Below are 12,639 nucleotides of genomic sequence, written 5' to 3'. Positions count from 1 at the left end.
TCTATTCGGCGGGCTGCGTCACTTCGCCCCGATCACGGAAAATCACGTCCTTTGCGGCCTGAATCGCGCCGCCGGTCACGAACACGCAGGCAAGCGCAATGCGCCAGGACGGCTCGGCAAAGCCGAACAGGACGAGCACGAGCGTGGACAGCACAGGCGCTGCGTAGCTGGCAACGCCGAGAATCTGGATATTGCCGTTCTTGACGCCATAATCCCAGGCATAGAAGGCCGCCCCGACCGGCAGGAGTCCAAGGCCGGCGACCGCGAGCCATTGCGTTGCCGTATCCGGCCAGACCGTTGCCTCCAGGCCGAGATGGCAAAGGAACGACAGTGCCGCGGTTGCCAGGCAGAAGCCGGTGACGAGATCCGTCGAAACGGCATCGAACCGTCGCGTCAGTAGCGAGTAGCCAGACCATGTGAAGGCACAGGCGAGTGCCGCGCAATAGCCGAGCGTGTAGGCATGATCGAACTCGACGCCGTTGCGCGCGACGATCAGGATCGTCCCCGCAAGGCCGCAAAGCGCGCCGGCAATGTGATACCAGCGCAGCCGCTCACCCGGCAGCAGCGCCGAACCGACGACGATGAACAGGGGCCAGAGATAGGCAATGAGCCCGGCCTCGACGGCAGGCGCGTTTCTGAGCGCCGTAAAATAGAGGAAGTGGTAGCCGAACAGTCCGGCGATGCCGACAATCCAGACCTTTGCCGGCTGCTTCAGCAGTGCAAGCCGCTCCGGCTTCAGCGCCAGCACGACGATGCCCGGCAGGCTGCCGATGGAAAAGCAGATCGCCGACAGCTGAAACGGGGGCATGGTGCCTGAGGCGGCGGTGAACAAAGCCAGCAGCGACCACATCAGGATCGCCGAAAAGCCGATCAGCGTTGCCTTGACCTTCACGCGCGTGCCCCAGCCTTCAGAATTGTCAGCCCCCGAATTTGGTGGCCCAAACGGTGACCGGACCGAGTCGCGTCGGAATCCGGACATACACCGGAGCATATACGTTCGCCGCCTCGGACTTGGCAAACCAGATTTCCATGGTTTCCAGCTTGCGCAGGTAGTCTACGTCCTGACGCCCCTTGCGGTAGCCGGATTTCGGCACGAACTTGATGCCACAGACGATGACGTCACCTTCGAAGCCATCGGTCTTGAACGGTTTGGTGCCTTTTGCCGAGAGTTTCAGGTCCATCCGCGATTCGCCGTCGAAGATCGGCACGCTTTTCGGGCAGACGCGCGTGTCCGCAGGAAAGATCAGGCCGGACAGCGGGTCGACGACGTTGCGCATGTCGGCCTTGGTGACCGGTACCCAGTTTTTCGGAATCCGGCGCGCCGGCTTCATCGAGGCCGACAGCACGTTGCCATCGCGAAACTGGACGGCGATCGCCCGTCGCTTCTTACCCGTCTGGTAGCGGACCCGATATTCCGAAGCACTCAGCCGATCCCGGCCGACGGTGCCGGACACGGAGGTCTGACCCGAGGTCTGGGCGAAGATGTCGGCGAGACCAGCGGAATTCATTGTGCCCGAGATCGTGTAGCGGTCGGCGTTGAATTTACTATAAAACGACGCCCTGGCGATCGGCAGGCCGGCCAGCGAGATACTGTAATCGGTGCTGTGCTTCACCTCGACGGCTTGTGCCGGGCCTGTGGAAAACATCGCCGTGGCAAAAGCCAGAAGCGCCGAGATACCGATGCGCCAGTTCATTGCGCAAGCCCTTCCATTTCCGTTCAGCAACCGTCGCAGATACGGCGGGTTTGCGGCATTTCTGCGCCGCAAGACCTGCATTTGCTGCAAGTTTTAACCCACGACGCAGCAAAGTGGAATTGCGCCGGTCAATGATGTATATGGACGCGACCAAACACAATCGAAGCTCTCCGGCCCTGTAAAATCGGCACGGATTTCAAGAGTTTTCCCGGAAAACGAAGGTTTGGCTTGACGGCGCGGCTCTGTCTGACTATAGAACCGCAACTTTCCAATCATGGCCAACGGAATGCGGCCTGGGCGCTTAGGCCCGCTAACGCATGGACCGAAGCCGAAAAGAAAAATAGGTGCATCATGTCCCGTAGTTGCGAATTGACCGGCAAGGGCGTCCAGTCGGGCAACAATGTGAGCCACGCAAACAACAAGACCAAGCGCAAGTTCCTCCCGAACCTGTGCAGCGTCACGTTGATCTCCGACGCGCTTGGCCAGCGTTACCGTCTGCGCGTTTCGGCTGCAGCCCTGCGTTCGGTCGAACACCGTGGCGGCCTCGACGCATTCCTGCTCAAGGCTGACGAAACCGAACTGTCGATGCGCGCTCGCCTGCTGCGCCGCCAGATCGTCAAGAAGACGGCCGAAGCGGTCGCTGCTTAACCAGCAGGTTGCGCATGCGATTTGAGAGGCTTGCCTGGGCAACCGGCGAGCCTTTTTCTCGTTTGACGTTTCGATAGAACTCCCCGATTTTGCCAGGCCTGAAGCGTGGCGCACATCCATATTCCTCCAACTGGTGGCATACCCCAGGATAAAAAAATGCTGACGAACCGCACATTCCTCGTCTATGTCGCCCTGATGACCGCCGTGGTCGTGGCGTCCAATTTTCTCGTTCAATACCCTCTGCCGGGCTCGATCGCCGGCATGCAGCTGGGAGACCTCCTGACCTGGGGCGCCTTCAGCTATCCGATCGCCTTCCTGGTCACCGACCTCACCAATCGCCAGTTCGGACCGCAGATCGCCCGCAAGGTGGTGATCGCCGGCTTTGCCGTTGCCATCCTATTGTCGGTGCTGATCGCCACGCCGCGCATCGCCATTGCCTCCGGCTCGGCCTTCCTGCTCGGCCAGTTCCTCGATATCTCGGTGTTCAACAGGCTTCGGGCGCAGAGCTGGTGGCGCGCGCCGCTGATCGGCTCGCTGTTCGGCTCGTTTCTCGATACAGCGATCTTCTTCTCCTTTGCCTTCGCCTCGTTCTTCGTATTCTTCGGCCCGAACGATCCGTTCGCCCTCGAAAACGCACCGATTCTGGGCGTCATGACGGCCGAAGCGCCGCGCTGGATTTCCTGGGCGCTCGGCGATCTCGGTGTGAAGATCCTCGTGGGTCTTACCATGCTTCTGCCCTATGGCGCCCTGATGAGCATCATCAAGCCAATGCCCGCCCTGAAGGCAAGCGCGCGAGCCTGAATACCAAACGCAAGCGAACGAACCCGCGCCACGCCGTGACGCGGGTTTTTTCACGCACCCGGTTTACTCGACCAGCCGGAATTCCAGCATCAGGTTGCGCTCAAGGATCGAGTGGTTGTCGTCGGAAACGATGATAACGCGGATGTCCCCACCTGGTTCGGCGACAACGTCGAGGCCTTCCATGTTGTCGATCTGGTAGCCCATGTCCGCCTGCAACAGGATCTCGCCGTCGACCGCCGCACCCGGTTTGATGTCATCGCCCTTGATGCGTCTTATCTGCATGCCGACGCCCTGGGCAAAGCTGAACCGGCGCTCCAGAAGCAGCAGATCGCCATTCGGCAGGAATGCACCGTCGGTAATGGCGAAAGGTTTTTTCTGAACGACGCCGAAGACGCCCTTGCGCGGGCCGTCGAGAACGGCGGCATAGATGTGCCCCGCCTTATCCAGGCTCAGCTCCGAGACGACCATGGCGCCACCGGCAAGCAAGCTTTCCTTTGGCGAAACGGCAATGGTTTCAAGCCCGCGATTGCCGCGCAACGATTTCGGCGGAATGAACGTGGGGAGCGTCGCCAGCGGGCGCGACTGCGCAAATCCGGGGTCGGGATAGACCTCGACGAGATTCATCTGCTCGATACCGACAAGCGCCTCGCCGCCGCGCAGCGCCAATCCCTCGCTGTCCATCTCACCCTTGACCTGCTCGGATCGGCCTTTGGGATCGATCATCGATGTCACGGCGAGATCACTCACGCCTGCCAGCCGGCCCCGCCCGTCACGGACGATTGCGCCCTCGACCCAGTGTCCGGTATCCATCACGGCGAGGAAGGACTTCCGGTTCGGCCGGAAGCGGATCGAGGAGATCGCGCCGAGAAGAGCGTTGCTCGACGACATCTCGATGCCACCGATGAATTCCAGCTTTCCGAACAGTCTCTGGTCCGAACCGATCTTGAAATTCTCGATCTGCCGGCTCGTCACCGGGACGGTTTCCTGCGCCGGGAGGGAGACGGCGGCGGCCGGCGTCACGGTGAGCGTGAGGGACATGGCCGCCGGAATCAGTATCGCTCTCAATTGGATTTCCTTCCGGCAGGCCGGCGCGGAGCATGAAACGCTCCTCGAAAACGCAAATATACAATGCACAAACGCAACCGGGGCTGCTTGCCGCCCCGATCAAGAAATGGCTCAGCCGGCGCGCCGCATCGCCGGGCCTCGCCGCGAGCCTTCGTCGTCGAACAGGGAAGCGAGCTGCTCGGTCATCGCACCGGCCAGTTCATCGGCATCGACGATCGTCACGGCACGGCGATAGTAGCGCGTCACGTCATGGCCGATGCCGATCGCCAGCAGTTCGACCGGCGACCGCGTCTCGATCTGCTCGATCACGGCACGCAGATGCCGCTCGAGGTAGTTGCCCGGATTGACCGACAAGGTCGAATCATCGACCGGCGCGCCGTCCGAAATCATCATCAGGATGCGGCGCTGCTCGGGGCGGCCGAGCAGCCGGTTGTGCGCCCAGATCAGCGCCTCGCCGTCGATGTTCTCTTTCAACAGGCCTTCGCGCATCATCAGGCCGAGATTGCGGCGCGCGCGCCGCCATGGCGCGTCTGCGGACTTGTAGATGATGTGGCGCAGGTCGTTGAGGCGTCCCGGCGTCTGCGGCTTGCCGCTGGCGAGCCACTTTTCGCGCGACTGCCCGCCCTTCCAGGCCTTGGTCGTGAAGCCGAGAATCTCGACCTTGACGCCGCAGCGCTCCAGCGTGCGGGCAAGGATATCGGCGCAGGTGGCCGCAACCGTGATCGGCCGGCCGCGCATGGAGCCGGAGTTGTCGATCAGCAGCGTCACCACGGTATCGCGGAAATTGGTGTCTTTTTCGCGCTTGAAGGAAAGCGGCTGCATCGGATCGATGATCATCCGGGTAAGGCGCGCCGAATCAAGATAGCCCTCTTCGAGGTCGAATTCCCAGGAACGGTTCTGCTGCGCCATCAGGCGGCGCTGCAGCCGGTTGGCGAGACGCCCGACGGCGCCCTGAAGGTGGGCCAGCTGCTTGTCGAGGAAGGCCCGCAGCCGGTCCAGTTCAGCCTCGTCGCAAAGTTCTTCGGAGGAGATGATCTCGTCGAATTCCTCGGTGAAGACCGTATAGTCGACCTTCTCGTTGAAATCGTCGAAGGGATGCGCGGGGCGCTTGACCTCGCCCGGCGTCTCGCTGTCGTCCTCGCCGTCGTCCGACATCTCGTCTTCGGAGATTTCGGCGCCGTCCATCTCGCCTTCGTCCATCTGCTCGTCGGCAGTCTCGTTTTCGTCGGCGGGGGCGGCGTCGGATCCAGCATCCTCGTCGGAGCTGTTTTCGTCCTGCTCCTGGCTGCGCGGCTGGTCCTCGTCGGTCTGGGTGTCCTGATCGTCCGGCTCGACGTCATCGTCGCCATATTTCTCTGCAACGTCCATCGAGCTCAGCATGTCGCGCACGACGCGGGCAAAAGCCTGCTGGTCGTTGACGGTGGCCGACAGGTTGGCCATGTCGCCGGCTGCCTTTTCCTCGATGAAATCCCGCCAGAGATCAAGCACCTTGCCGGCCGTGGCCGGGGGCTTCTGCCCGGTCAGCTTCTCGCGCACGATCAGCGCCACCGCTTCCTCGAGCGGCGCATCGGCCTGCCGGTCGATATTGCCGAAGTTGGCGCGGGCATATTTCTCGTCGAGCATGGAGGCGAGGTTGTCCGCCACGCCGCTCATCCGAAGCGAGCCGATGGCTTCGACGCGCGCCTGTTCAACGGCATCGAAGATCGCCCGCGCATCCGCCCCTTGCGGCGACATGGTCGCATGGATCCGCGCATTGTGGCAGGCCTTGCGCAACGCCATGCTATCGCCGAGCCCGCGCGTTACCGAAAGCTCCTTGCGGGTCGGTCGCTTGGAGATTTCGGGCAGCCGCATGCGCTCGCCGGTCAGGCCGGGGCGCTCGTTGGCAAAAACCACCTCGATCTCGGCATCGCCGGCGATCGAGCGGATGCAGCCGGTCAGCGCGCGCCGGAACGGTTCGACGTCGACGGTCCCCGCCGGCCTTGGTTTCGAATTGTCGCCGCGGCCCGACATGGATCAGGCCGTGGCTTCGAGCACGATGTTGGCGGCGCTTTCCTTCAGCTCGACACCAAAGGCGCGCTGATAATGTTCGGCCACCAGCGGACGCTCGAGCTCATCGCACTTGTTGAGGAAGGTTATGCGGAAGGCAAAGGCGATATCGCCGAAGATATAGGCGTTTTCCGCCCAGGTGATCACCGTGCGCGGGCTCATGACGGTCGACAGGTCGCCGTTGATGAAGGCGGCGCGGGTGAGATCGGCCACGCGCACCATCTTCGAAACCGTCTCGCGTCCCTTGTCCTTGGTGAAGCCCTTGACCTTGGCGGCGACGATGTCGACTTCGTTGTCATGCGGCAGGTAGTTCAGCGTGGTGACGATCGACCAGCGGTCCATCTGCGCCTGGTTGATCTGCTGCGTGCCGTGATAAAGGCCGGTCGTATCGCCGAGACCAACGGTGTTGGCGGTGGCGAACAACCGGAACGCCGGGTGCGGGCGGATGACGCGGCTCTGGTCGAGCAGGGTGAGACGTCCCGACGATTCAAGCACGCGCTGGATGACGAACATCACGTCTGGACGGCCGGCGTCATATTCGTCGAAGACCAGCGCGACATTGTGCTGGTAGGCCCAGGGCAGGATGCCGTCCTTGAATTCGGTGACCTGCATGCCGTCCTTGACGACGATCGCGTCCTTGCCGACGAGGTCGATACGGCTGACGTGGCTGTCGAGGTTGACGCGCACGCAAGGCCAGTTAAGGCGCGCTGCGACCTGCTCGATATGGGTCGATTTTCCGGTGCCGTGGTAACCGGACACCATGACGCGGCGGTTATGGGCAAAGCCTGCGAGAATGGCGAGCGTCGTTTCGCGATCGAACAGATAGTCCGGATCGACGTCCGGCACATAGGCATCGGCCTTCGAATAGGCCGGGACCCTGAGTTCGGTATCGATACCGAAAACGTCACGGACGGAAATTGTCGTGTCGGGAAGGTTGGAAATATCGAGGTCTACCTTGCTCATCATGTCTCCAGCACGGAAGCCCCCCTGATTGTCCTGGGGCATCCCGTCTATGCCTTTTAAATGTGTGACCGTCATAAAACGGGTTACTAGCAGAAGCCAGCCTGTTTTAACAATTGATATGCCTGGATCACGGCGCGAAAACGCTCTTCCGAGCCTCTGTCTCCGCCATTTGCATCAGGATGATGCTTTTTTACAAGCTCCTTGTAGGCGGCCTTGACGTCGGCGGCGGTCGCATTGGCATGCAGGCCAAGCGTATCGAAGGCCTTGGCCTCCAGCGTCTTCAGCTTGCGCAGCCGCGGTTCCTGCCGGGCGGCGCGAGCGCGCGCCTGGTCGACGAAGCCGAACGGGTCTCGCATGCGGGCCTGCGCCCCGGCCGAACCGGACCGCATCTGCGACTGCGCCGGACCGTTCTTGGCATTCTTGTTGACGCCAACCGTCCAGGTCGGACGATGTCCGGTCAGGGCTTCCTTCTGGTAGCGCGCGATCTCATTGTCGGAAAGGCCGGAAAAGTAGTTGTAGCCCTTGTTGTATTCCTTCACGTGCTCGAAGCAGAACATGAAATATTCGTTCTCGGCGTTACGCCCCACGGGCGCGCGATGCACAGCATTTTCCTCGCACCCGTCCCACTGGCATTTGGGTGCCATCGGTTCCGGTTTCTGGTTCACCTTGCGGCGGGTACGGATGCCATCGAAGTATTTTGAATCGAGTTTCATGGCGCTAATTATGGGGGGTAGCGGGCACCACAACAAGAATTGACAAATGGGAATGTTGCTGGCTTTGTGAAACCATTTTGCACCTCGCAAAAAGCAATCCGGGACGGGTCCGTCGTCTGCTGTCGACGCAACGGAGAAGCCAGAGAAACGGGGCTGAAACATGTCGCTTCAAAGCCGCATCGAAACGAAACTCAAGGCGGCCTTTGCACCCGAGCGGCTGATCGTCATCAACGAGAGCCACCTGCACGCTGGCCATCAGCCCGACTTCCACGGCACCGGCGAAACCCATATGCGCGTGCGCATCGTCTCGAGCGCCTTCATCGGCATGAGCCGCGTCGCCCGCCACCGCGCCATCAATGAGCTTCTGAAACCGGAATTCGACGCCGGGCTGCATGCGCTTGCGGTGGAACCGGCTGTTCCCGGAGAAACAACGCGCTGGTAACGGGCGTGCTAACTCTCTCGCAATGCCCGATCGAACTCGTCAGGCCCGACACCGCGTCGAACTGACGGTTTTGATCCTGCATTGACAATTATTGCGGGCGGAGAATGGGCGGATCGCGTGATCCGTTGAAATTTCGACATACGGAAAATTTTCATCTTTAAGGCGCAGCCGACAGGTTGTCCGGCCGGCCTTTATTTTTGGGGTCAAGGCTATGCTCAGGTTTGGGCTTGTCGCGGCGTTTGTCGCCGCATTCTTGTCAATGGATTACGCATCCGCATCGACGCCTTCGGGCAAGCGCGTCGCGCTGGTCATGGGCAACAGCGCGTATCAGCACGCGGTTGAGCTGCCCAATCCGAAAAACGACGCCAAGCTGATGTCGCAGACGCTGCGCGCGGCCGGCTTCACCGTGCTTGACGGGGAAAATCTCGACAAAGCGGCGATGGCGGCGATGGTCGATCAGTTCACCGAGATCGCCTACGATGCAGACGTCGCGGTCGTCTACTATGCCGGGCACGGGCTGCAGGTGGACGGCCGCAACTACCTTGTTCCGATCGACGCGCAACTGGAGAAGGCGGCGCAGCTTCAGACCCGCACCATCCCCGCCGACAAGGTGATCGGCGCGCTGCCGCCGGATCCGGCCGTCAGCATCATCATCCTCGACGCCTGCCGCGACAACCCGCTGGCGCGCTCCCTGGCAAAGGTGCTGCCGGCCAGCCGTTCCGCCTCAATGGGGGTCGGCCTGGCGCCGGTACAGGCCAATGGGCAGAGCACGGGTTCCGGTGGACTGCTGATCGCCTATGCGACCGATCCGGGCGCTGTCGCCTATGACGGCAAGGGGATCAACAGCCCGTACACGGCCGCGCTTGCACGGCACCTGACGACACCGGGCCTGGAAATCCAGAGCGCCCTGACGCGGGTGCGGGCGGACGTGTCGGAGGCAACGGGGGGCGCGCAGCGTCCATGGCATAATGCCTCCCTCTCCCGCGAAGTCTTCATCGGCGGCGATGCGCCGGCTGAAACGGCTAAGGCCGCGGCGGAGATCAAGGCCAGCACTGACGCCGCTACCGACAAGACCGACGTCAACTGGACCGTGGAGCAGAAGCTCTGGGAAGAAGCCTCCAAGCGCAACACCGTGGCGCATTACGAACTCTACCTGCAGCAATATCCGAACGGCAATTTCGCGACGCTGGCCAAGCTCAATCTCGACCAGTTGAAGACGGTGGCGACAGCCGAAGTGGCGGCCGTGGCTCCTGCCGGCGAGGCAAGCGCATCGGCATCGCAGGTCAGGACAGCGGTCGCCGTACCCGACGACGTCAAGCTGACGGTCGGCACGCCGGAAACGGAAACAGCGCTGAACCTCGACAAGAGTGCCCGCATCGACTTGCAACTGCGGCTCGGAGCATTGGGCCACGTCACCGGCGGTGCGGACGGTGCGCTCGGCGCCAAGACACGCAACGCGATCGGTGCCTGGCAGCGCCAGAACGGGCTCGTCGAGACGACATACCTGACACCGCAGCAGCACATGTTCCTGGTCGTGCAGACCGACCCGATGATGCCGCAAATCCGGGCGCAGTACGAGGCGCAGAAGAAGGCAGCGGCAGCGCTCAGCAAGGCGCAGGCCCGCCAGAAGGTCGTGGCGCAGCAGCGCGTAAAACGGCAGCGGCCGCCAACACAGGACACGCTGGAGGGTCCGGTCGAACGCAGGGGTGGCGGCATGGACCCCGCAAGCGCGGCATTCGCCGGCGGCCTGCTGGGCGGCGCCCTTGGCGGGATCATCGGCAACCGCTGAGCCGAACGCCCCTCTATTCGCGGCCTTCGCCCTTTACCGGGGGCGGAGGCATCGGCGCATCTTCAGCCGGCCTGATCCTCAGCCGGGTGATCCGGTTCTTCACCCGCTTCATCACGATGAAGCGCTTGCCGTAAAAGGTGAAGGCTTGACGCTCCTCGGGGATCGACTTGGATTCGTGGATGACGAGGCCCGCGACGGTCGTTGCCTCCTCGTCCGGGAGGGTCCAGTCGAGGGCCCGGTTGAGGTCGCGGATCGGCACGCTGCCATCAACGACGATCGAGCCGTCGGCCTCCTGGCGAACGCCCTGGATTTCCAGATCGTGCTCGTCGGAGATATCACCGACGATTTCCTCCAGAATATCTTCCAGCGTCACCAGCCCCTGCACCTCGCCATATTCGTCGACGACGATGGCGAAATGCATCTTGCGGCGCAGGAACGCGTTGAGCTGCTCCTTGAGGTTGGTCGTCTCCGGCACAAACCAGGGCTTTTGCGCAATGCGCACGATATCAAGATTTTCCGGCTCGACATCCGGCTCCGCAAGCGCCCGCAAAAGGTCCTTGGCATGGACGACGCCGATGATGTTATCCGTCGATCCGCGCCAGACGGGCATGCGCGTATAGGGGCTTTCGAGCACCGCGCGAACCGCCGCTTCGGGAGCATCGTCGGCATTGATGCCGCGCATCGAGGTGCGATGGATCATGATGTCGGAGACTTCGAGTTCACCGAGATCGAGCACGCCGCCGAGCCGGTCGCGGTCGGCCTTGATGACGGAGCCTTCGCGATGCAGCAGATCGACGGCGCTACGCAGTTCCTCATGTGCCGACAGCATCGGCATTTCGGAAGAAAGATTGATGCCGAAGAGGGCGAGGATGCGCCGGACGATCCAGTTGACCAGACTGGAGAGCGGGCCAACCACCAGAACGAAGAGATTGACGGTATGCGACACGCCGAGCGCAAACCGGTCAGGCGCCGAGATCGCCCAGCTCTTGGGGAGTACCTCGGCAAAAATAACGAGAATCACGGTCATGGCCAGCGTCGCATAGGCGACGCCGGACGCGCCGTAGACATGCAGAAACAGGCTGGTGGCGACAGACGACGAGAGGATGTTGGCAAGATTGTTGCCGATCAGGAGGGCACCGACCAACCGGTCGCGGCGCTCGATCAGCCTGTTGACGAGGCCGGCACGATTGTCGCCATTGGCCTCCAGCGTATGCATGCGCGCCCGGGAGGCGGCGGTGAGCGCGGTTTCGGCACCTGAAAAGAAACCCGACAGCAGGACCATCACCAGGATGATCAGGATGCCCGGGCCGTAGTCCGTCAAGAAAACCGCGAACGTCTCGTTGGTCATCCCGGATGTTTTTCCTCAAGAAACCGCAGCACTTCACTGGCAGGCACGTCGTCGGCCACGAAAGACTGGCCTATACCGCGGGTCAGGATGAAGGTCAGCTTGCCGCCCTTGACCTTCTTGTCCTGGGCAATCGCATCCATCAGCTTTTCAGCCGGCGGCAGGGTGCCGGGAATGTCGTTCATGCGGGTCGGCAGGCCAACGGCCTTCAGATGTGCCTCGACGCGGGTTGCATCGTCGCGGCTTGCGAGGTTCATGCGCGCCGAAAACTCGTGCGCCAGCACCATGCCGATCGCAACGCCTTCGCCGTGCACCAACCGGCGGCCATCATAATGCGTGGCCGCTTCCAGCGCATGACCGAAGGTGTGGCCGAGATTGAGGAGCGCGCGCAGGCCGTTTTCACGCTCGTCGGCCGCAACGACATCGGCTTTCGCCTGGCAGCTGATGGCGATCGCCTCGATGCGGGCGTCGCCGCCGGCAAACACGGCCTGCCAGTTCTTTTCAAGCCAGGCGAAGAAGTCCGGCTTGTCGATCAGGCCGTATTTTGCGACTTCGGCATAGCCGGCCCGGAACTCGCGCGGGCTCAGTGTGTCGAGCACATCGGTATCGGCGAGCACGAGGTCGGGCTGATGGAAGACGCCGATCAGGTTCTTGCCGTGGGGCGAGTTGATGCCGGTCTTGCCGCCCACGGAGGAATCGACTTGCGCCAAAAGCGAGGTGGGGATCTGGATGAACCGCGACCCGCGCCGGGCGATGCCTGCCGCAAAACCGGTGAGGTCGCCGATCACGCCGCCACCGAGCGCGATCACCGCATCGTTGCGCTCGATGCGAGCGCCGAGGATTGCCTCGCAGACAGGGATCAGATGGTCGAAGCTCTTGGTCTTTTCGCCGGCGGGCAGGACGAGCGAAACGGCCTCGATCTCCTTTGCCTTGAGGGTGGCCATCAGCGGTTCCAGATAGAGCGGCGCGACATGCTCGTCGGTGATGACCGCCATCCTGCGCCCCTTCAGCCGGCTGGCGATTTCGTTTGCCGCCGTCGCAATCAGGCCGGGGCCGATCAGAATGTCATAGGAGCGGTCGCCGAGATCGACGCGGACGGTACGCTTGGCGGGAGATAAATCAGGAGAGGTCAT

At 62.3% G+C, this 12,639-nt stretch carries 12 protein-coding genes; 4 read left to right on the top strand and 8 right to left on the bottom strand.

The genetic code is table 11. The annotated features are described in order from the left end of the window. Position 1: 1 nt before the first annotated feature. Together yddG and JNB71_RS18675 are read right to left on the bottom strand one after the other, a co-directional pair. Positions 2-892: an aromatic amino acid exporter YddG gene (gene yddG / locus JNB71_RS18680; protein ID WP_220373290.1), complete on the bottom strand. Its 891-nt coding sequence runs from the start codon at positions 890-892 to the stop codon at positions 2-4. Between the two features lie 25 nt (positions 893-917). After that, a complete protein-coding gene (locus tag JNB71_RS18675; RefSeq protein WP_220373289.1) occupies positions 918-1,694 on the bottom strand; it encodes a DUF3108 domain-containing protein in 777 nt (258 codons plus the stop codon). A 351-nt stretch (positions 1,695-2,045) separates the two neighbouring features. Here JNB71_RS18675 and rpmB point away from each other — a divergent pair, with 351 nt between their 5' ends. Together rpmB and JNB71_RS18665 are read left to right on the top strand one after the other, a co-directional pair. Then, positions 2,046-2,342, top strand: coding sequence for a 50S ribosomal protein L28 (gene rpmB, locus JNB71_RS18670; protein ID WP_026203698.1), 297 nt, complete (start codon positions 2,046-2,048; stop codon positions 2,340-2,342). 156 nt (positions 2,343-2,498) lie between these two features. Then, positions 2,499-3,143, top strand: coding sequence for a VUT family protein (locus JNB71_RS18665; protein ID WP_220373288.1), 645 nt, complete (start codon positions 2,499-2,501; stop codon positions 3,141-3,143). 63 nt (positions 3,144-3,206) lie between these two features. On the opposite strand, the gene JNB71_RS18660 is transcribed toward JNB71_RS18665, so the two are convergent. The 4 genes from JNB71_RS18660 to JNB71_RS18645 all read right to left on the bottom strand — a co-directional run bounded on the left by JNB71_RS18660 (position 3,207) and on the right by JNB71_RS18645 (position 7,939). Further along, positions 3,207-4,181 carry an esterase-like activity of phytase family protein gene (locus tag JNB71_RS18660; protein ID WP_220373383.1) on the bottom strand — a complete coding sequence of 325 codons (975 nt, stop codon included), beginning with the start codon at positions 4,179-4,181 and terminating at the stop codon, positions 3,207-3,209. Between the two features lie 138 nt (positions 4,182-4,319). Next, the gene (cobT, locus tag JNB71_RS18655) at positions 4,320-6,218 is read right to left on the bottom strand and encodes a cobaltochelatase subunit CobT (RefSeq protein WP_220373287.1); all 1,899 of its coding nucleotides are present in this window, start codon (positions 6,216-6,218) and stop codon (positions 4,320-4,322) included. Between the two features lie 3 nt (positions 6,219-6,221). After that, on the bottom strand, positions 6,222-7,217 hold the full coding sequence (gene cobS, locus JNB71_RS18650; RefSeq protein ID WP_220373286.1) for a cobaltochelatase subunit CobS: 996 nt from the start codon (positions 7,215-7,217) through the stop codon (positions 6,222-6,224). A gap of 86 nt (positions 7,218-7,303) precedes the next feature. Continuing rightward, positions 7,304-7,939, bottom strand: a complete 636-nt coding sequence (locus JNB71_RS18645) for a J domain-containing protein (RefSeq protein ID WP_026203699.1) — start codon at positions 7,937-7,939, stop codon at positions 7,304-7,306. 151 nt (positions 7,940-8,090) lie between these two features. On the opposite strand from JNB71_RS18645, the gene JNB71_RS18640 reads away from it, so the two are divergent. Next, positions 8,091-8,372: a BolA family protein gene (locus JNB71_RS18640; RefSeq protein ID WP_220373285.1), complete on the top strand. Its 282-nt coding sequence runs from the start codon at positions 8,091-8,093 to the stop codon at positions 8,370-8,372. Between the two features lie 259 nt (positions 8,373-8,631). Then, entirely contained in the window at positions 8,632-10,161 is a 1,530-nt protein-coding gene (locus JNB71_RS18635) for a caspase family protein (protein WP_223215909.1), read from the top strand. A gap of 13 nt (positions 10,162-10,174) precedes the next feature. Here the strand turns inward: JNB71_RS18635 and JNB71_RS18630 are convergent, their stop codons facing one another. Both JNB71_RS18630 and aroB read right to left on the bottom strand, forming a co-directional pair. Continuing rightward, positions 10,175-11,509, bottom strand: coding sequence for an HlyC/CorC family transporter (locus JNB71_RS18630; RefSeq protein WP_220373283.1), 1,335 nt, complete (start codon positions 11,507-11,509; stop codon positions 10,175-10,177). Further along, entirely contained in the window at positions 11,506-12,639 is a 1,134-nt protein-coding gene (gene aroB, locus JNB71_RS18625) for a 3-dehydroquinate synthase (protein ID WP_220373282.1), read from the bottom strand. The genes JNB71_RS18630 and aroB overlap by 4 nt, the downstream gene beginning before the upstream one ends.

It is taken from the genome of Rhizobium herbae (assembly GCF_019511375.1).
GTDB classification, from domain to species: Bacteria; Pseudomonadota; Alphaproteobacteria; order Rhizobiales; family Rhizobiaceae; genus Pararhizobium; species Pararhizobium herbae_A.
This window is presented reverse-complemented; position numbering and strand designations above follow the sequence as displayed.

Coding starts and splice junctions, on each gene's coding strand:
- JNB71_RS18675 (WP_220373289.1), bottom strand. CDS start 1,694: ATGAACTGGCGCATCGGTATCTCGGCGCTTCTGGCTTTTGCCACGGCG.
- rpmB (WP_026203698.1), top strand. CDS start 2,046: ATGTCCCGTAGTTGCGAATTGACCGGCAAGGGCGTCCAGTCGGGCAAC.
- JNB71_RS18665 (WP_220373288.1), top strand. CDS start 2,499: ATGCTGACGAACCGCACATTCCTCGTCTATGTCGCCCTGATGACCGCC.
- JNB71_RS18660 (WP_220373383.1), bottom strand. CDS start 4,181: ATGTCCCTCACGCTCACCGTGACGCCGGCCGCCGCCGTCTCCCTCCCG.
- cobT (WP_220373287.1), bottom strand. CDS start 6,218: ATGTCGGGCCGCGGCGACAATTCGAAACCAAGGCCGGCGGGGACCGTC.
- cobS (WP_220373286.1), bottom strand. CDS start 7,217: ATGAGCAAGGTAGACCTCGATATTTCCAACCTTCCCGACACGACAATT.
- JNB71_RS18640 (WP_220373285.1), top strand. CDS start 8,091: ATGTCGCTTCAAAGCCGCATCGAAACGAAACTCAAGGCGGCCTTTGCA.
- JNB71_RS18635 (WP_223215909.1), top strand. CDS start 8,632: ATGGATTACGCATCCGCATCGACGCCTTCGGGCAAGCGCGTCGCGCTG.
- JNB71_RS18630 (WP_220373283.1), bottom strand. CDS start 11,509: ATGACCAACGAGACGTTCGCGGTTTTCTTGACGGACTACGGCCCGGGC.
- aroB (WP_220373282.1), bottom strand. CDS start 12,639: ATGACCTCTCCTGATTTATCTCCCGCCAAGCGTACCGTCCGCGTCGAT.